Origin of the sequence: Pseudomonas sp. WS 5078 (assembly GCF_012985745.1) — a bacterium.
Lineage (GTDB): Bacteria > Pseudomonadota > Gammaproteobacteria > Pseudomonadales > Pseudomonadaceae > Aquipseudomonas > Aquipseudomonas lundensis_A.
In genome coordinates this window covers 56,667-73,259 of sequence record NZ_JAAQWX010000004.1, presented here as the reverse complement: position 1 = coordinate 73,259, position 16,593 = coordinate 56,667, and the positions used below count along the sequence as shown (strand labels likewise).

Here is a 16,593-nt window from a genome sequence, read left to right as displayed (position 1 = left end):
TCAATGGGCCACATTCTTTCCCTGCGCCACTACCATGAAGACGTGATTGCTCACGTTCATGAACATGCGCAAATGGTGATCAATGTGTCCGGCGCCCTTGATTTTGAAGTCGAGGGTCGTGCCAGCCTGTTGCGCCAGCAACACGTCATGGTGATCCCTGCCGGTGCCCACCATGCCTGCGACAGCCCACAGGGCAGTCGATGCCTGGTGCTGGATGTGCCTGACGAGCAATGGCTGCAAGACACGCTGGGTACCCACGCCGAGGCCAGTCGACGCTTGCTGGGCACCGCAGCCCAACACACCCTCGACCCGCGTCAAAAGCAACTGGTGCAGTGGCTCGCCGCAAGCCCGGTAGCAGACCCGTTGATCGCCCGGCAAGGGGCGATCCTGTTGCTCGCCAGTTTGAACGCCTCCAGCCCTGCCCCGGGTAAACGCCTGCCTTTTGCCACGCTCGATGCCTACATCGATCAGAACGCTGCTTACCCGCTGCAAGTGGCCGATCTGGCACGTGTTGCAGGTCTGTCCTGCGCCCGTTTACACAGCCGCTTTCTTAGCGAGTGCGGGCAAACGCCTATGGACTACGCTCGCCAGCGCCGTTTGCGTCACGCGTTGTACCTGCTGCGCCAGACCTCGCTGGCAGTGGGTGAGGTGGCCAGCCGCGTCGGTTACAACTCACAAAGTGCTTTTGCCGCGGCCATGCTGCGCGAGTTCGGCGCGTCCCCTCGCGCATTGCGCCGCGAGTCTGGCGACAATTAAGCCCTGTTTCGCGACAGACAACGGCTCGCCCGACACCCTAGACTGCACGCCAAGCCTGAAACGACTTAAGGATTGTAATGACTCCGCGTACCGCCTTGGGCGCCTTGCATATCGGCGCGTTGATGTTTGGCCTCACCGGCGTGTTCGGCAAACTTGCGGCGGCGTCGGCCAGTGTGATTGTGTTGGGCCGCGCCGGTTTCGCCGTCATCGCCCTCGCCTGCTTCGCCAGCCTTTCCCGGCAATCGCGCTGGCACCCGATTACGTTAAAAGACGCACGCAACCTGCTGCTCAGCGGATTGCTGCTGGCCGCGCACTGGGTGAGTTTTTTTATCGCGGTCAAGGTCGCCGGGGTCGCCATTGCCACCTTGGGCTTTGCCAGCTTCCCGGCGTTTACCGTGCTGCTCGAAGGGCTGATCTTTCGCGAGCGCATTCGCTTCAACGAAATCGTGCTGGTGGTACTGGTCAGCGTCGGGCTGATTCTGGTCACCCCCAGTTTTGACCTGGCGAGTCAGGCCACGGAAGGGCTGCTGTGGGCCATCGCTTCAGGCCTGACGTTTTCATTGTTGTCACTCAACAACCGCGCCAATGCCGGGCGCGTCCCCGCCGTGCAAGCGGCCATGTGGCAAAACGCAGTGGTCGCTGTGTGTCTGCTGCCGTTTGGCGCGCCGCAACTGAGCACCGTACGCCCGCTCGACTGGCTGTGGATCGGCCTGCTCGGCGTGCTCTGCACCGGCGTCGCCCATAGCCTGTTCGTGGCCAGCCTCGCGGTCATCAAGGCCCGCACGGCGGCCGTGGTGTTCGCGCTAGAGCCGGTGTATGGCATCACACTGGCGTGGCTGTTGTTCCACGAAACCCCAACCCTGCGCATGCTGCTGGGCGGCGCGCTGATCATCATCGCGATTGTGGTTTCCAGCCGTATGGCCAGTGGCCCCGTCCCGGCCAACGTGAAGCCGGACGCCGCTCACTGAGCCCGGTCGTTGTGCCCCAGTTCGCGTTGCGGGTCAATCTGGTCCCGCACCCGCTGCTTGAGTACCTTGGCCTCCGGGAAGCCACCGTCGGCTTTGCGCTCCCAGATCTGCACGTCGTCACAGGTGATGCGAAAGACACCACCAGTGCCCGGCTCCAGCGCCACACGCCCAAGGTCGTCCGCGAAGGTGCTGAGCAGTTCCTGAGCCAGCCACGCCGCGCGCAGTAGCCATTGGCATTGAGTGCAATACGTGATGACGATGTGCGGCTTGTTCATTGACATGATGTTCGAAAGCTCTTGAAGAGAAAGGCGCCGCTATAATAGCCGCCTTTGTCGCTTGCCCAGAGATTCAAGATGCGCCGCCTGCTTTGTTGTTTACTGCTTTGCCTGTGCCCATTGGTGCTGTTTGCCGCTGAAAAAACGCAGCCGAAAATCGGGCTGGTACTCTCCGGCGGCGCTGCCCGCGGGCTGGCCCACGTGGGCGTGCTCAAGGCGCTGGAAGAGCAAGGCATCCACATTGACGCGATCGCGGGCACCAGCATGGGCGCAGTGATCGGCGGGCTGTACGCCTCGGGGTACAAAATCGACGAACTGGAAAAACTCGCACTCGGCATCGATTGGCAAGAAGCGCTGTCCGACGCGCCGGCGCGCGAAGACGTCCCGTTCCGACGTAAACAGGATGACCGCGACTTTCTGGTCAAGCAAAAACTGAGCTTCCGTGATGATGGCAGCCTGGGCCTGCCGCTCGGCGTGATTCAGGGGCAAAACCTGTCATTGCTGCTCGAAAGTCTGCTGGCACACAGCAGTGATGTCCGCGATTTCGACAAGCTGCCGATCCCGTTTCGCGCCGTGGCCACCGACATCGTCAATGGCGAGAAGGTGGTTTTTCGTAAAGGCCACCTCCCGCAAGTGATCCGCGCCAGCATGTCGATTCCGGCTGTGTTCGCACCGGTCGAGATCAACGGGCAGTTGCTGGTGGACGGTGGCATGGTCGACAACATCCCCGTGGATGTGGCCCGCGAAATGGGCGTCGACCTGGTGATCGTGGTCGATATCGGCACGCCATTGCGCGGCCGCAAGCAGCTCAACACGGTATTCGACATCCTGAATCAATCCATCACGCTGATGACCCGCAGCAACTCAGAAGTGCAGTTGGCCTCCTTGACGCCCGACGACATCCTGATCCAGCCCGCACTGGCCAGTTATGGCGTGACCGACTTTGGCCGCTCGCAAGACATCATTGACGCTGGCTACCGCGCCACTCAAGTCCTCGCCACGCGCATGAGCGGGTTGCGTCAGCCGTCTGACGCACAGCTCAACGCCGCCCGTTCTCCCGAAGAGCGCACCCCGGTCATCACCGCCATCAAAATCGAAAACGACTCGAAAATCGGCGACTCGGTGATTCGCTATTACATCCGCCAACCCGTGGGCGAGCCGTTGGACTTGGGTCGCCTGCAGCGGGACATGGGCACGTTGTACGGGCTGGATTATTTCGAACAGGTGCAATACCGCGTGGTGCACAAGGGCAATGAGCGGACCCTGGTCATCAGCGCACGCGGCAAACGCAGCGGCACCGATTACCTGCGCCTGGGGCTGAACCTGTCCGACGACATGCGAGGCGACAGCGCCTTCAACATCGGCGCCAGTTACCGGGTCAACGGCATCAACACCCTGGGCGCCGAATGGCTGACGCGGGTGCAGATCGGCGATCAGCAAGAGCTGTACAGCGAGTTCTATCAGCCACTCGATGCGGGTTCGCGGTATTTTGTCGCGCCCTACCTGCATGCACAGTCGCAGAACGTAGAAGCCATTCTCGACAATGACCCGATTGCCGAGTACCGGCTGGAGCGCTACGGTTTTGGCTTGAACTTTGGCCGTCAAATTGGCAATAGCGGTGAGATTCGTCTGGGTGTTGGTGAAGCGTGGGGTAAAGCGGACGTGAGAATTGGCGAACGCGACCTGCCGAGCACCAGCTTCAACGAAGGCTTTTATGACATTAAGTACTCATTCGACTCGCTGGATAACGTGTACTTCCCCCATGAGGGCGAAGACATTGGCTTAAGCGTGCGTCAGTTCGACCCGGCGCTTGGGTCGGACGATCGTTACCGCCAGTGGGAATTCCACCTGGACAAAGCGCTGAGCGCCGGTCCCAACACATGGATTCTGGGTGGACGCTACGGACGCACACTGGACAAGGCCGAAGTGGTGACCTCCAGCTTCCTGCTAGGCGGTGCGCGGCAACTGTCCGGGTTCCGTCAGGACGCCATCTCAGGGCAAAACATCAGCCTGATGCGCGCCGTCTACTACCGCCGCCTGACGCCGCGCTCCTACTTGCCGTTTGATTTCCCGCTGTATGCGGGTGCCTCGCTGGAGCGCGGGCGCGCCTGGAACAACGACAATGAATTCGACAGCGGTTACATCAATGCCGCCAGCGTCTTTATCGGGTTCGACACACCATTGGGCCCGCTCAACTTCAGCTATGGCTTTAATGATGATGATCAGAAGGCGTTGTATTTGAATCTGGGACAGACGTTCTGACGTCTGGACTGCAAGGGCTGGCGCAGGCCCTTGCAGGAAAGGGGGTTGCTCAATTTTTTTCGAGGTTGTCCAGGATCCGCTTGTGCACCCGCATGCAGATCTGTTGTTCTTCTTCGGTAATGCCCACAAACAACTCCTGGCGCAGGGCCGAAGCAATGGCTTCAATCTGGCCAATCAAGGGCCGAGCGGTCTCACTCAAAACGATTTTTTTTGCCCGGCGGTCTTCCATCACAGCATGGCGCTGCACCAGGCCCTGCGCTTCCAGGCTGTCCAGCAAACGGGCAAGCGTTGGCCCTTCTACACCAACGCTTTGAGCCAGCTCGCGCTGAGTGGGCGCCCCTTCAAAACGGGCCAGATGCAACAGCACCAGCCAGCGCGCCTGCGACAACCCCAGACCCGCGAGGCGCCGATCCAGTTCGGCACGCCAACCGCGAGACATTTGGGCCAGTTGCATACCGAAACGGTGTTGATCGGTTAAAGGCATAAAAAACTCAATGATTAGACTGAAATAGAGTGAAACTAATTGTTAGGCAGCTAAGCATGGAGCCTGTTAATAGGCAAGACCCTGAAGTCACTGAAACGTTACATATCGCTGTTTGATTTAAATTTCAAACTCCGATTGCAAGGCTGCGCGCACGCAATACAGCACACCTTCGGGTACCCGGCCCTTGAATTGCTCAGCGATGCTGGCCACGCTCGGCAGCTCGCCTTCACCGTCCAGGAAAGCGTCCTGGACTTCCTCCATGAGTGCTTCTGGCAGGTCCAGCGCCTGCTCGAGCGAGAGTTCCTGGCGACCAATGGCTTCAGCCAGCATTGTGTAAACATTCTTTTCAGAACACTGCAACTGACCGGCGATCTGCATCGGCGTCATGCCTGCACGGGCCAGGCTGGTCAGCTCGTGGCGAATATCGGCCACCACTTTCGGCGTTTCGGCCTGCCCACCCAGTACTTCGAGGAATGCTTCGCCGTAACGCTCCAGTTTGCGCGCCCCAATGCCGCTGACCTTGGCCATGTCGGACAACGAGGTGGGCTGGCTGCGCAGCATTTCCAGCAAGGTTGAGTCGGGGAAGATGACGTAAGGCGGTACGCCGTGCTCTTCGGCCAGCTTGCGGCGCAGTGCACGCAGTGCTTCCCATTGTTCGCGCTCTTCGCCACGCACCAGCTGGCTGGCCGGGCTGGCAGAACTGCTGCGCACAGTGGTTTGCGGCTTGAGTTCGCGACGCAGTTCAAGGGTCACCTCCCCGCGCAGCAATGGCCGGCAACTGTCGCTCAAGCGCAAGCCGCCGTAGCCTTCGATATCAATATCAGCCAAACCACGGGCCACCAACTGTCGGAACAGGGTGCGCCACTCGCCTTCGGAACGGTCTTTGCCCACGCCAAAAACGGACAAATGCTGATGCCCGAAACTACGGACTTTTTCATTGTCGCGGCCCAACAGCACGTCGATCAAATGGCCGGTGCCATAACGCTGCCCGGTGCGGTAAATCGCCGACAACGCTTGGCGCGCCGGCTCGGTGGCGTCCCAGGTTTGCACACCGTCGACACAGTTGTCGCAATGCCCGCAAGGTTGCGGCATGTCTTCGTCAAAGTAGGCCAGCAGCGTCTGACGGCGGCAGCGCGTTTCTTCACACAGGGCGAGCATGGCATCGAGCTTGTGATGCTCAAGACGCTTGTGGCGCTCGTCGCCCTCTGAGTTTTGCAGCATTTGCTTGAGCATCACCACATCTTGCAGGCCATAAGCCATCCACGCGTCGGCCGGCAAACCGTCACGACCGGCACGACCGGTTTCCTGGTAGTACGCCTCAAGGGACTTGGGCAAATCCAGATGCGCCACAAACCGCACGTTGGATTTGTCGATGCCCATGCCGAACGCGATGGTCGCGACCATGATCAGGCCTTCCTCGTTCAGGAAGCGCTTCTGGTTAGCAGCACGGGTCTCACTGGGCAAACCGGCGTGGTACGGCAGTGCCGGAAATCCTTGGTCGCAGAGGAACTGCGCGACTTCATCCACCTTTTTACGCGACAGACAGTAAACAATGCCTGCATCGCTGCGCCGTTCGGAAAGAAACGCCAGCAGCTGCTTGCGCGGCTGTTCTTTGGGCACAATGCGGTAAAAGATGTTCGGGCGGTCAAAACTCGACAGAAAACGCTCAGCGTCTTGCAGGTGCAGCCGGGTGACGATTTCTTCGCGGGTACGTTTATCGGCGGTAGCGGTCAGGGCGATGCGCGGCACCTGGGGGAACATTTCGGCCAACTGGCCCAACTGCAGGTATTCCGGGCGGAAGTCATGCCCCCATTGGGACACACAATGGGCTTCGTCAATGGCAAACAGCGCAATATCGAGGCTCTGCAAAAAAGCCATCATGCGCGGCTGCACCAGTCGTTCGGGCGCCAGGTAAAGCATTTTTACTTCGCCACGCTTGATCCGATTGGCCAGATCACGCTGCTGCTCAGCGCTCAGCGTCGAATTCAGTGAGGCTGCTGCCACACCGAGTTCTTCCAGGGTAGCGACCTGGTCGTCCATCAGCGCGATCAAGGGTGAGACCACCACCGCCAACCCGTCACGCAACAAGGCCGGAACCTGGAAGCACAAGGATTTTCCGCCGCCGGTAGGCATCAGCACCAACGCGTCGCCGCCACTGGCCACGCGCTCAATGATGTCACCCTGACGGCCACGGAAACTGTCGTAGCCGAAGATGTCTTTGAGTACGCGTTGAGCCTGTTCGAGCATAGAAACTCCAGAAATCGCTGAAACACCCCTGCGCACGCGGGGCGTCCGGCGCGGCCTCGGGCCCGTTCAAAGGCCCGGGCACACAGCGCGGGACGCACTGCATACAGCGCAGGGCATCACAAAACGCGGCAGTATACCCGAGCGCTCTACTGCGCAGGGCCTTGTGATTGCGTGACCGATCACCGGGAAGTGATGGCAAATGCGTGCTGCGGCTGGCCTGCGGGCTCAAGAAAGCCTAGAATTCGGCATCGTATATTTTCTAGGTAGTCCTAATGTCCTTCGCTGAGCAACTAACCCGCCTGCAAGTCTTCCTCGACGCTGACGATCTGCATGACGAGGCGCTGGACTACGTGGCCACCCACGGCTTTCTGACCGCCCTTTCCATCTGCGCTGAAGACGTTCCTGAGCGCGAGTGGATCGACGCTGTTTTCTCTGAGCCACCGCATTACAAAGACGACGCCCAGCGCGAAGAGATCGAAGCCACACTGATTCAACTCAAGGCCCACATCGCCCGCCAACTGGCATCCGACGAAGAGTTCGAGCTGCCGTGCGACCTGGATCTGGGTGATGAGCCGGACGATTCCGAGCTGCGCGGCTGGTGCATCGGCTTTATGGAAGGCGTATTCATGCGTGAAGAAGCCTGGTTTGAAACCGCTGAAGACGAAGTCAGCGAAATGCTCCTGCCGATCATGGTCGGATCGGGCCTGTTCGACGAACAACCCGAGTTCGAAGACATCGCCAAGGACGCCAACCTGATGGACGACATGATCGTTCAGATCCCCGAGGCGCTGACTGCCCTGTACCTGTTGTGCCAGGCACCTGATGAAAAACCGGCGATTCTCAAACCTCGTCATCACTGAGTGATCAGTGGCTAACCCCTTACCCGGCAACCGGCCCCGGTTGCTGCGCTACACACTGTTCGCCATCGGCTGGCTGAGTGTAGCGCTGGGGGTTATCGGTATCTTCCTCCCCGTCTTGCCCACCACCCCGTTTCTGCTTTTGGCCGCCGCCTGTTTCGCTCGCAGCTCCCCGCGCTTTTATCAATGGCTGGTGGATCACCCGCGACTGGGACCCTGGATACGCGATTACCTGGACGGCAACGGTATCCCGCTTAAAGGCAAAGTCTATGCAATCGGTTTGATGTGGTTGAGCATTGGCGTGTCGTGCTACCTGGTGCCGCTCCCCTGGGCCCGCGGCTTCATGTTGACCAGTGCAGTGCTGGTCAGCATTTACATCCTGCGTCAAAAAACCCTCGAAAAGCCCTGACTCTCCCTCACCTTTTGGTCGAGCCCTCCAACTCAAGCCTGCCCATGGTTACGCTGGAAGGTGTCGTGCCCCATCGCGGCAATCTGCCCCTCGATCAAGGCTTCAAAGGGGCGCAGCAGGGACGCAAAAGACGTCGGTGCTTCAAGAATGTCCAGGGTTTGCACAATGGCTTCCAGCGTAGACAAAGCCCCCGGCCCCGGTGCCTTGCGCAGGCGATAGCGCGACACAGCCCCCGGCGCCAGCGTTACGCGCGGCAGTTGCGCCAACCCCGGATTGAGGTGCAGCAGCTTGCGTGCCTTGCGCCACGTGCCGTCCGGCACCACCAGTAACCATGGACGACTGTCCTCTAAAGAGGATGGCGCCCCAATTAACTGTGCATCGTCCCCCGGGAATAACAACCGCACCTGATACCCCGGTGCGTTAAGCAGCACGTCCAGATCATCAAACGTTTCTCCGACCCGCAGCTCGGCATTTATCAGCCCCAGCGCAGCCAGACGCGCCGTATTGAGCGCATGGTTGACCTCGCTAGGATGCTGCAGCACCAACACTCGGGTGCGGCTATCCAACCGGGGGATCAGTTCACATAAACAGTGGGATTGAGGGCGTAAGCAGAGTGGGCATTGGGCACGAGACATGGATCAAAAACTCTTCAAATTTGCAGCAGGAACCTGAGCTTGATTACAGCGAGGGGGGTTTATGTTCAAGGAGGGGCTGAATGTCAAGAGACCGATCAACTACACCTCGGCGTTATCGGGGTGAATGACGCACGGATCAGCCTGATGGCGTGGCGACTTGCCCCGGTGACCCGCACGGCATAAGGTCTTTTGTTTGACTCAATGCGTTCTTCAGCGGGTGCGACGACGCAAGTCGTACCCGTTTTTTCATGACAGCCAACACCTGCAACCCCTGCAGGTGAGAACCTAGCGGCGGCGTTGCGGGCGACGACGCGGTTCCTCGACCGGAATTGGTACAGGTTGCAGCGGCGGCTCAATCAGGCCCAGCGCTACGCCCAAGTCATGCAGCCAGCTTTGCAGTTTATCTTTCATAGATCCCCCTTGGGGTGACGACGGCGACCCTTAATCTTTGGTCGCTTCATACAGATAATAGTCCTAAGTCCTACGCAATGCTTGCCAGAAGTCAATGAACTTTAGGCTAATCTCGCACAACTCTGACTCATGCCAATGCAGCAAGTTGCACTGAAGGCATTACGCCATGTTGCAGCCTCTTACCCTAGACCCGGCGTTGCACGCGCTCAATGGCCCAACAGCGTGCGTAGACGCCGCCGCAACCACTGCTCTGCACTTACGAATGTGATGCCGAACAGCACGAGGACGGCACCGACGACAAAGTTGAAACTCAGCGGCTCGTCGAGCACCAGCACGCCAAAGGTCACGCCGAACAGCGGGGTCATGAACGAGAACACCGCCAGGTTGGACGCCAGATAACGCTTGAGCATCCAGAACCACACCAGATAACTGAAAAACGACACCACTAACCCTTGAAACAGCACGCTGGCCACCGCCACGGTGGTCAGGCTGACATGACTGATCTGGCCACTGGCCGCCGCGATCACCAGCAACCCAATAAAACCGACCATCAATTGGTAAAACAGGGTCAGGGTGACCGGTGCTTCAGACAATCGCGAGCCACGCACCACTACCGTCGTCGCGCCCCAGGCCATGCCGGCGAAAATCCCGTAGGCATCGCCCAACAGCATGTTGCGATCCATGTCGGCCAACGACACGCCGCCCGCGAAGGCAAACACGATGCCGAGGAACGCGAGAAAGATCCCCAGCCACTGCAACGGTCGCAAGCGCTCACTGGGCAACAGCCAGTTGACGCCAAGGGCAGTAAAAATGGGGGCTGTGTAAAGGAAGACCGACATATGCGCGGCACTGGTCAGTTGCAGACCTTCGGCAATAAAGAAGAACTCCAGACCGAACAGACTGCCAGCCAGCAAGCCACCGCGCCACGTAGCCGGTACTTGGTCCCAGCCACCTTTCCAGCAGATCAGCAAGCCCACCAGCAACGCTGAAATCCCGGAACGCCCTGCCGCCTGCATGACTGGCGCGATGTCCGGGGCCGCCGTCTTGATCACCACTTGCTGCACGCCCCAGATCAGGCAAAGACCCACCATCACTTGCAGTGCAAACGCATCCGTCGGCCGCCGCGAAACATTCATATCAACACCCTGGGTCCATCAAAGAACGCGTCGGTCACGCACGTCTGTCACGCAGCCATTTTACGGGCAGTCCAATAACCTGAAAGCGAGGCCAGGCATGTCAGCAAAGTGCCCCATGCCATGTCCATCAGCGCCAGTTGCGCCGACCAGCCATTGAGGGTGGCCCAGTTGGTCATGTCATAGGTGCCGTAGGCGATCAGGCCAAAGAAGGCGCCGGTGACCGCCGCCCTGCGCGCACTGCCGTGAGCCAACGCCGGGCGCACGACAAAAAACACCACGCCCACCACATACAGCAAATAGAACACAGCCGCCGGCCCCCAGTTGGGGGAGGCCAGCATCAAGGGGCCGAACAGCTCTTTATAGGTAGAGCTCATGAGCACGCCCAACCACAGGCCGTCGAGAATCAGGAAAGCCAGTAATACGCCGATATACGCCCAAACACTTTTCCTCATCTCGACAACCCTCTTGGCTGGTGGATCAGATCAATTCGATACGGTCCGGGTGGATCGTAATCTTGCCTTCCTTGTACAACGAACCGATGGCTTTTTTGAAGTTGCCCTTGCTCACGCCAAAGAGACTGCTGATCAATTCAGGGGCGCTTTTATCGCTCACCGGGAGCACCCCATCATTTTCGCGCAATTTGCCGAGGATCTTCGAGTTCAGGCTGCTGGCGGCCTCTTGGCCGACCGGCTGCAAGCTCAGGCTGATCTTGCCATCTGCGCGAATTTCTTTGATGAAGCCTTTCTCTTGCTTGCCTGCGCGCATGAACTTGAAGATTTCATTCTTGTGAATCAGGCCCCAATGCTTGTTGTTGATCACCGCCTTGAAACCCATGTCAGTGGCTTCAGCCACCAGCAAGTCGACTTCCTGCCCCACTTGATAGGTGGCCGGGGTTTTATCCAGGTAACGGTCCAGACGCGCAGTGGCCGTAATGCGGCGCGTATGTTTGTCCAGATAGACGTGCACCACCACGTATTCGCCCGCCTTCATCTGGCGCTTTTCTTCCGAATACGGCAGCAGCAAATCCTTGGGCAAACCCCAATCCAGGAAAACACCGATGCTATTAACTTCAACCACTTTAAGACTGGCGAATTCACCGACCTGAACTTTTGGTTTTTCAGTGGTGGCAATTAACTTGTCGTCACTGTCCAAATAAACAAATACGTTGAGCCAATCTTCATCTTCACTGGGAATATCCTTGGGAATATAACGATTGGGCAACAGGATTTCCCCGTCAGCCCCGCCATCGAGATACAAACCAAAGTGAGTGTGTTTAACCACTTGCAAACTGTTGTAGCGACCGATTAAAGCCATGTCCAATACCCTCATTACGTGGGCGGCATTCTACCCGAGTTTGGGCGGGCACATCGAAGCCGCAAGGTCGCGGCCTTAAAAAATCTGCGCCACGCCTGATTTGGCGGCATGCACGGGCGCTACCAAGTGCCGCTCGTCAGTCCGCCGGCGCTGAAAGGCAGTAGCAAAAGGCTAAAAAAACGCCCGCCGTTATGAATTAAAACAGCGAGTTAGCGGAGTAATAAGCGGTTCAACATACTTATGTTCGCACGCGTTAATTATTTTACGCCGATATTTAACAAGCAATTGTCAAGCCTTTCAGGTATTATCGCTGGCCAAGTTATTTTCTACAGGTCAATAGCCGCCATGCGTGTAAAAGCATCCGCCAGCAAAGCAAAGCCAGCTCCTGCTGTTGAAACCAGTGATTCTATCAATGCACAAATTGCCGCCTTCCTGAAATCCGGTGGCGAAATTCAGCAAATTGATAAAGGTGTCAGCGGTCAAACTTTCGGCCCGTCCAAGCAAATCACGCTCGGCAAAAAGTAATACCCCTCGCATGACCTGGTCCTCTTGCGCTTTGCCTACAAAGCGCTAGGACTACCGAGCCCTACTCCCCGATCCGCCTCCCATCGTCGAGTAATCGACCAACGGCACCCTGTGCCCGGCATTCATCCGTATCCTCTAAGGCCTCTAGATCAAGCCTTTGAGCCTATACAGGAGGGAACCATGCTCACCCGGGCATTGATGCTGGCCGGCACCCTGTTGACCAGCACGTTAGTTGATGCACACGTCTTCTCCCGCGAGCTGGGGGATTTCGACCTCAAACTGGCCACTCAACCCAGCCGCAGCATGGCACAGGGCCTGGTCAAACCCACCAGCGCGGGCTCAACCTTCCACGGTGGCCTTGACCTGACCCACGACAGCGGCTGGTACGTCGGCCAATGGGCGCCCACCATGGGCATCAAGCCTGGCACGAACCTCGAAATCGACTCTTATCTGGGCTACAAACACCCCTTCGACCAGACCCTGAGCTATGAACTGGGAATGATTCACTACAGCTACCCCAAGCTCAGCCCGCTCGACAGCCAACAGTTCTATGCCGGGCTGACCATTCTGGGCACCCGCTTCGGCGCGGCCTTCAGCAACGACCCGGACCGAAAGGACACCACCCTGTTTGCAGATTTGGGTGTCAACCAGCCATTGGGCATTGGCGTAAGCATGAAATACACCACGCACCAGCTCAGTTCGCCGGTCTCGATTGCCGAGGGCGGGAGTGTGCGCACCTTCAATGACTGGTCGATCAAATTCTCACGCCCGTTCATGGGCATTGATCTGAATCTGATCTACAGCGACTCAAACCTTGATGGCACGCAATGCTCAGCCTATTCGGGGCAAAACGCGCAATGTGACGGACTGGTCACCTTCAAGGCCGAGCGCGCGTTTTACTGATCCTGCAACTACCGCAGCGTCATTCAAGCAATTTGCGGCTGCGCAGTCAGCGCATCAAAGGTCTGCGGATCGAGCGGATCCTGTTGCGCATCCAGCACCTCTAACGGATGGCTGTCGCCCGGTATTGAGCTGTCGATCAGGCTTAGCAAGCGAGACCCACGTTCTGTCAGCTCATAGTTTTCACCCGTTCCGCCTTCGCTTTCACGACGCGGCTCGATGTAACCCTGCTTTAACAACATGGCTTCGTAATCCGTGGCCAGCACTTTGAACTCATCAAGGTTACCCACAGGGTCGCCCCTGTTGCTCATGGTAACGGCGAGCTCTTCAGCGTACACACGCGGGGTAAACGGCTCGCCAGCACCGTTTTGAGCCTTGTGCAAAAGACATTCAATCAGGGGCCAGTTGTAAATATTCATCAGCTTCACTCTCCGTACGGTTGGATAAAAGAGCCTTCCTAAGTAGTGACTGACAAACCTCGCAGTCGTTCATACGCAGTTTAGCGGGCAAAAAAAACCCGGCCTGAGCCGGGTTTTGGCAGAGCACGCGGGCGCGTTATTCCGCTGCCGGTGCTTCTGGCTTGCGACGCTTGAGCGGCGCCATACCGTCCTTGCTGACCAGCGACAGAGCGTCAGTTTTGGGGCGATTGGCAATCTTGCGCTTGGTAGGAGCCTTGGCGCCTGACTTCTTCTTGTCGCCTTTGGCATCCGTCTTTTTCTTTTTCACGCCAACCGCCTTGCCCGAAGCCTTGACCTTTTTCGGACCGCCGTACGTGCCTTTGACTTCCTTGATGGTGCGGCGCTCAAAGGTTTGCTTGAGGTAGCGCTCGATGCTGGACATCAAGTTCCAGTCACCGTGGCAGATCAGCGAGATCGCCAGGCCATCATTACCCGCACGGCCGGTGCGACCGATACGGTGCACGTACTCGTCGCCACTGCGCGGCATGTCGAAGTTGATCACCAGGTCCAGGCCTTCAACGTCCAGACCACGGGCTGCGACATCGGTCGCCACCAGAATTTTCACGCCACCCTGCTTCAGGCGGTCAATGGCCAGCTTGCGGTCTTTCTGGTCTTTCTCACCGTGCAAGACAAACGCCTTGTACTCCTGCGCCACCAGACGGCCGTAGATACGGTCAGCCATGGCACGGGTATTGGTGAAAATAATGGCCTTTTGATAAGTCTCGTTCGCCAGCAACCAGTTAACGATCTGCTCTTTATGCTGGTTGTGGTCGGCAGTGATGATCTGCTGACGCGTGGTGGCGTTCAGCTGGCTGACCTGGTTGAGCTGCAAGTGCTCAGGATTGGTCAGTACCTTGCCAATCATTTCACGCAGGCCCGAACCACCGGTGGTGGCCGAGAACAACATGGTCTGCTGGCGGTTAGGGCATTCATCCACCAGACGCTGAACGTCTTCGGAGAACCCCATGTCGAGCATACGGTCGGCTTCGTCGAGCACCAGCACTTCAACTTCTTTGAGGTCCAGGTTGCCCGCGTTCAGTTGCTCCAGCAGACGGCCCGGCGTGCCGATCAGGATATCCGGCACCTTGCGCAGCATGGCGGCCTGAACCTTGAAGTCTTCACCACCGGTGATCAGGCCGGATTTGATGAACGTGAATTGCGAGAAACGCTCCACTTCTTTCAGCGTTTGCTGTGCCAGCTCGCGGGTCGGCAGCAGGATCAGCGCTTTGATGCTCACGCGGATTTTGGCCGGGCCGATCAGGCGGTTCAGGATCGGCAGGACGAAAGCGGCGGTTTTGCCACTCCCGGTCTGAGCTGTCACCCGCAGGTCACGCCCTTCGAGCGCGAGCGGAATGGCCGCTGCTTGCACAGGCGTAGGCTCGACAAATTTAAGCTCGGCCACAGCTTTAAGCAGGCGTTCGTGCAGGGCGAAATCGGAAAACACGGGTGCTACCTCGAAGAAATGCAAAAAATCAGCGGCATAGAGTAACGGTTTCGAGCGCTGAGGCCGAGTTTCTTTGTACAAACGGCGCGAAACAACTGCTTTTTTAAGGTCTTTAGTCCTACGTCAGCCCCTAAAGCGCCAGTAAATGCTCTAATTCACGCGCCATTTACTTTTGGGGTAACGTTTTCGCTTATGGATATTCAACAACTCTGGGTTCAATTCCAGACGCTCTGGGCCAACCTTGACGATCATCCCTGGCTGTCGGCGCTGCTCGGCCTGATCGTGCTGGTGAGCATCGCGCTGATCGCAGGCCACATTGCACGCATTGTTATTTTACGAGTGACCAAGATCCTCGCCCGCCAACCGGCGCTGCACTGGATCAACGACTTGCGCGAGCACAAGGTGTTCCACCGCCTGGCGCAACTGACGCCATCACTGATGGTGCAGTTCGGGCGCAACCTGGTGCCGGACATGAGCGACAACGGTCGCCACTTCCTCGGCAACCTGGCGCTGGCCATTACCATTTTCGTGCTGACACGGGTCATCAGCGCACTGCTGGACGCGATGCTGGATATCTACTCGCGTACCAACTACGCCAAAACCCGCCCGATCAAAGGCTATGTGCAGCTGACCAAAATGCTGCTGTATGTGTTTTCGGCAATCATCATCGTCGCCACCCTGATCGACCGCTCGCCCATGCTGCTGCTCTCGGGCCTGGGCGCGATGTCTGCGGTCATTTTGCTGGTCTACAAAGATACCCTGCTGTCGTTCGTCGCCAGTGTGCAGTTGACCAGTAATGACCTGCTACGCGTGGGCGACTGGATCGAAATGCCGCAAGTAGGCGCCGACGGCGATGTCATCGACATCACCCTGCATACGGTCAAGGTGCAAAACTTTGACAAAACCATCGTCTCGATTCCGACTTGGCGCCTGATGTCCGAGTCGTTTAAAAACTGGCGCGGCATGCAGCAGTCCGGTGGACGCCGGATCAAACGCAGCTTGTTTATTGATGCGGCCGAAATCGGCTTTCTCACCGATGAACAAGAAGAGCGGCTGGAGCAAGTGCGCTTGTTGCGCGATTACCTGACGCGCAAAAAAGCCGAACTCAAGAGCTGGAACGAGGCCCAGGGCAACGTTGCCGCGTTGTCGGCCAACCGTCGGCGCATGACCAACATCGGTACGTTCCGCGCCTACGCGCTGGCGTACCTGAAAAGCCATGCCGAGATTCAGCCGAACATGACCTGCATGGTGCGCCAGATGCAGACCACCGCTCAGGGCGTGCCGCTGGAGGTGTACTGCTTTACCCGCACCACGGTGTGGGACGAATACGAGCAAATCCAGGGCGACATTTTTGACTACTTGCTGTCGGTGATGCCGGAGTTCGGCCTCAGCGTTTATCAGCAACCGAGCGGCAATGACTTGCGCAACGGGCTGCTGAACAAGATCAAAACACCATTGGTGGTGCCTGAAGCGGCCAACGCTGACGACTGAAACGCATGATCTGAAGAGCAG

Annotated in this window: 18 protein-coding genes; 8 read left to right on the top strand and 10 right to left on the bottom strand. The window is 58.1% G+C overall.

Annotation, left to right across the window (positions count from 1 at the left end; all coding sequences use genetic code 11):
- Nucleotides 1-3: 3 nt before the first annotated feature.
- Nucleotides 4-756: an AraC family transcriptional regulator gene (locus tag HBN68_RS07470; RefSeq protein ID WP_169963553.1), complete on the top strand. Its 753-nt coding sequence runs from the start codon at nucleotides 4-6 to the stop codon at nucleotides 754-756.
- A 77-nt stretch (nucleotides 757-833) separates the two neighbouring features.
- The gene (locus HBN68_RS07465) at nucleotides 834-1,724 is read left to right on the top strand and encodes a DMT family transporter (RefSeq protein WP_169963555.1); all 891 of its coding nucleotides are present in this window, start codon (nucleotides 834-836) and stop codon (nucleotides 1,722-1,724) included.
- Here the strand turns inward: HBN68_RS07465 and HBN68_RS07460 are convergent.
- Nucleotides 1,718-2,005 (bottom strand): SelT/SelW/SelH family protein, encoded by a 288-nt coding sequence (locus tag HBN68_RS07460; protein WP_169963557.1) that lies wholly within the window; start codon nucleotides 2,003-2,005, stop codon nucleotides 1,718-1,720. The genes HBN68_RS07465 and HBN68_RS07460 overlap by 7 nt on opposite strands.
- A gap of 72 nt (nucleotides 2,006-2,077) precedes the next feature.
- Between HBN68_RS07460 and HBN68_RS07455 the strand changes: the two genes are divergently transcribed.
- Entirely contained in the window at nucleotides 2,078-4,261 is a 2,184-nt protein-coding gene (locus HBN68_RS07455) for a patatin-like phospholipase family protein (protein WP_169963559.1), read from the top strand.
- Nucleotides 4,262-4,310: 49 nt separating this feature from the next.
- Here the strand turns inward: HBN68_RS07455 and HBN68_RS07450 are convergent, their stop codons facing one another.
- Both HBN68_RS07450 and recQ read right to left on the bottom strand, forming a co-directional pair.
- Nucleotides 4,311-4,745: a MarR family transcriptional regulator gene (locus HBN68_RS07450; RefSeq protein ID WP_094992326.1), complete on the bottom strand. Its 435-nt coding sequence runs from the start codon at nucleotides 4,743-4,745 to the stop codon at nucleotides 4,311-4,313.
- 117 nt (nucleotides 4,746-4,862) lie between these two features.
- The gene (recQ, locus tag HBN68_RS07445; protein ID WP_169963561.1) at nucleotides 4,863-6,992 is read right to left on the bottom strand and encodes a DNA helicase RecQ; all 2,130 of its coding nucleotides are present in this window, start codon (nucleotides 6,990-6,992) and stop codon (nucleotides 4,863-4,865) included.
- Nucleotides 6,993-7,264: 272 nt separating this feature from the next.
- On the opposite strand from recQ, the gene HBN68_RS07440 reads away from it, so the two are divergent.
- Nucleotides 7,265-7,852 (top strand): YecA family protein, encoded by a 588-nt coding sequence (locus HBN68_RS07440; protein ID WP_094992328.1) that lies wholly within the window; start codon nucleotides 7,265-7,267, stop codon nucleotides 7,850-7,852.
- A 7-nt stretch (nucleotides 7,853-7,859) separates the two neighbouring features.
- Nucleotides 7,860-8,258: a YbaN family protein gene (locus HBN68_RS07435; RefSeq protein ID WP_169963563.1), complete on the top strand. Its 399-nt coding sequence runs from the start codon at nucleotides 7,860-7,862 to the stop codon at nucleotides 8,256-8,258.
- A gap of 32 nt (nucleotides 8,259-8,290) precedes the next feature.
- Here HBN68_RS07435 and HBN68_RS07430 read toward each other — a convergent pair whose 3' ends face one another.
- The 5 genes from HBN68_RS07430 to HBN68_RS07415 all read right to left on the bottom strand — a co-directional run bounded on the left by HBN68_RS07430 (nucleotide 8,291) and on the right by HBN68_RS07415 (nucleotide 11,754).
- Nucleotides 8,291-8,893 (bottom strand): DTW domain-containing protein, encoded by a 603-nt coding sequence (locus HBN68_RS07430; protein ID WP_169963565.1) that lies wholly within the window; start codon nucleotides 8,891-8,893, stop codon nucleotides 8,291-8,293.
- Between the two features lie 285 nt (nucleotides 8,894-9,178).
- Nucleotides 9,179-9,304 carry a PA1414 family protein gene (locus tag HBN68_RS22130; protein ID WP_262373483.1) on the bottom strand — a complete coding sequence of 42 codons (126 nt, stop codon included), beginning with the start codon at nucleotides 9,302-9,304 and terminating at the stop codon, nucleotides 9,179-9,181.
- A gap of 206 nt (nucleotides 9,305-9,510) precedes the next feature.
- Nucleotides 9,511-10,440, bottom strand: coding sequence for a DMT family transporter (locus tag HBN68_RS07425; protein WP_094992330.1), 930 nt, complete (start codon nucleotides 10,438-10,440; stop codon nucleotides 9,511-9,513).
- A 47-nt stretch (nucleotides 10,441-10,487) separates the two neighbouring features.
- Complete coding sequence (locus tag HBN68_RS07420) at nucleotides 10,488-10,892, bottom strand: DUF2177 family protein (protein ID WP_094992331.1); 405 nt, start codon at nucleotides 10,890-10,892, stop codon at nucleotides 10,488-10,490.
- Nucleotides 10,893-10,917: 25 nt separating this feature from the next.
- Nucleotides 10,918-11,754 carry a S1-like domain-containing RNA-binding protein gene (locus HBN68_RS07415; RefSeq protein WP_094992332.1) on the bottom strand — a complete coding sequence of 279 codons (837 nt, stop codon included), beginning with the start codon at nucleotides 11,752-11,754 and terminating at the stop codon, nucleotides 10,918-10,920.
- Between the two features lie 345 nt (nucleotides 11,755-12,099).
- Between HBN68_RS07415 and HBN68_RS07410 the strand changes: the two genes are divergently transcribed.
- Both HBN68_RS07410 and HBN68_RS07405 read left to right on the top strand, forming a co-directional pair.
- Nucleotides 12,100-12,279 (top strand): hypothetical protein, encoded by a 180-nt coding sequence (locus HBN68_RS07410; RefSeq protein ID WP_019410559.1) that lies wholly within the window; start codon nucleotides 12,100-12,102, stop codon nucleotides 12,277-12,279.
- A gap of 180 nt (nucleotides 12,280-12,459) precedes the next feature.
- Nucleotides 12,460-13,182 (top strand): TorF family putative porin, encoded by a 723-nt coding sequence (locus tag HBN68_RS07405; protein ID WP_094992333.1) that lies wholly within the window; start codon nucleotides 12,460-12,462, stop codon nucleotides 13,180-13,182.
- A 23-nt stretch (nucleotides 13,183-13,205) separates the two neighbouring features.
- Here the strand turns inward: HBN68_RS07405 and HBN68_RS07400 are convergent, their stop codons facing one another.
- Together HBN68_RS07400 and HBN68_RS07395 are read right to left on the bottom strand one after the other, a co-directional pair.
- Entirely contained in the window at nucleotides 13,206-13,598 is a 393-nt protein-coding gene (locus tag HBN68_RS07400; RefSeq protein ID WP_094992334.1) for a transcriptional regulator, read from the bottom strand.
- A gap of 136 nt (nucleotides 13,599-13,734) precedes the next feature.
- Nucleotides 13,735-15,081 carry a DEAD/DEAH box helicase gene (locus HBN68_RS07395; protein WP_094992391.1) on the bottom strand — a complete coding sequence of 449 codons (1,347 nt, stop codon included), beginning with the start codon at nucleotides 15,079-15,081 and terminating at the stop codon, nucleotides 13,735-13,737.
- A 192-nt stretch (nucleotides 15,082-15,273) separates the two neighbouring features.
- On the opposite strand from HBN68_RS07395, the gene HBN68_RS07390 reads away from it, so the two are divergent.
- Nucleotides 15,274-16,572 (top strand): mechanosensitive ion channel family protein, encoded by a 1,299-nt coding sequence (locus HBN68_RS07390; RefSeq protein WP_094992335.1) that lies wholly within the window; start codon nucleotides 15,274-15,276, stop codon nucleotides 16,570-16,572.
- Nucleotides 16,573-16,593: the final 21 nt, after the last annotated feature.

Bases quoted from the DNA above. Each gene is read 5' to 3' on its own strand.
- HBN68_RS07450 (WP_094992326.1), bottom strand. From the start codon at position 4,745: ATGCCTTTAACCGATCAACACCGTTTCGGTATGCAACTGGCCCAAATG.
- HBN68_RS07430 (WP_169963565.1), bottom strand. From the start codon at position 8,893: ATGTCTCGTGCCCAATGCCCACTCTGCTTACGCCCTCAATCCCACTGT.
- HBN68_RS07415 (WP_094992332.1), bottom strand. From the start codon at position 11,754: ATGGCTTTAATCGGTCGCTACAACAGTTTGCAAGTGGTTAAACACACT.
- HBN68_RS07465 (WP_169963555.1), top strand. From the start codon at position 834: ATGACTCCGCGTACCGCCTTGGGCGCCTTGCATATCGGCGCGTTGATG.
- recQ (WP_169963561.1), bottom strand. From the start codon at position 6,992: ATGCTCGAACAGGCTCAACGCGTACTCAAAGACATCTTCGGCTACGAC.
- HBN68_RS07390 (WP_094992335.1), top strand. From the start codon at position 15,274: ATGGATATTCAACAACTCTGGGTTCAATTCCAGACGCTCTGGGCCAAC.
- HBN68_RS07425 (WP_094992330.1), bottom strand. From the start codon at position 10,440: ATGAATGTTTCGCGGCGGCCGACGGATGCGTTTGCACTGCAAGTGATG.
- HBN68_RS07460 (WP_169963557.1), bottom strand. From the start codon at position 2,005: ATGTCAATGAACAAGCCGCACATCGTCATCACGTATTGCACTCAATGC.
- HBN68_RS07400 (WP_094992334.1), bottom strand. From the start codon at position 13,598: ATGAATATTTACAACTGGCCCCTGATTGAATGTCTTTTGCACAAGGCT.
- HBN68_RS07440 (WP_094992328.1), top strand. From the start codon at position 7,265: ATGTCCTTCGCTGAGCAACTAACCCGCCTGCAAGTCTTCCTCGACGCT.
- HBN68_RS07455 (WP_169963559.1), top strand. From the start codon at position 2,078: ATGCGCCGCCTGCTTTGTTGTTTACTGCTTTGCCTGTGCCCATTGGTG.
- HBN68_RS07420 (WP_094992331.1), bottom strand. From the start codon at position 10,892: ATGAGGAAAAGTGTTTGGGCGTATATCGGCGTATTACTGGCTTTCCTG.
- HBN68_RS22130 (WP_262373483.1), bottom strand. From the start codon at position 9,304: ATGAAAGATAAACTGCAAAGCTGGCTGCATGACTTGGGCGTAGCGCTG.
- HBN68_RS07410 (WP_019410559.1), top strand. From the start codon at position 12,100: ATGCGTGTAAAAGCATCCGCCAGCAAAGCAAAGCCAGCTCCTGCTGTT.
- HBN68_RS07470 (WP_169963553.1), top strand. From the start codon at position 4: ATGGGCCACATTCTTTCCCTGCGCCACTACCATGAAGACGTGATTGCT.
- HBN68_RS07405 (WP_094992333.1), top strand. From the start codon at position 12,460: ATGCTCACCCGGGCATTGATGCTGGCCGGCACCCTGTTGACCAGCACG.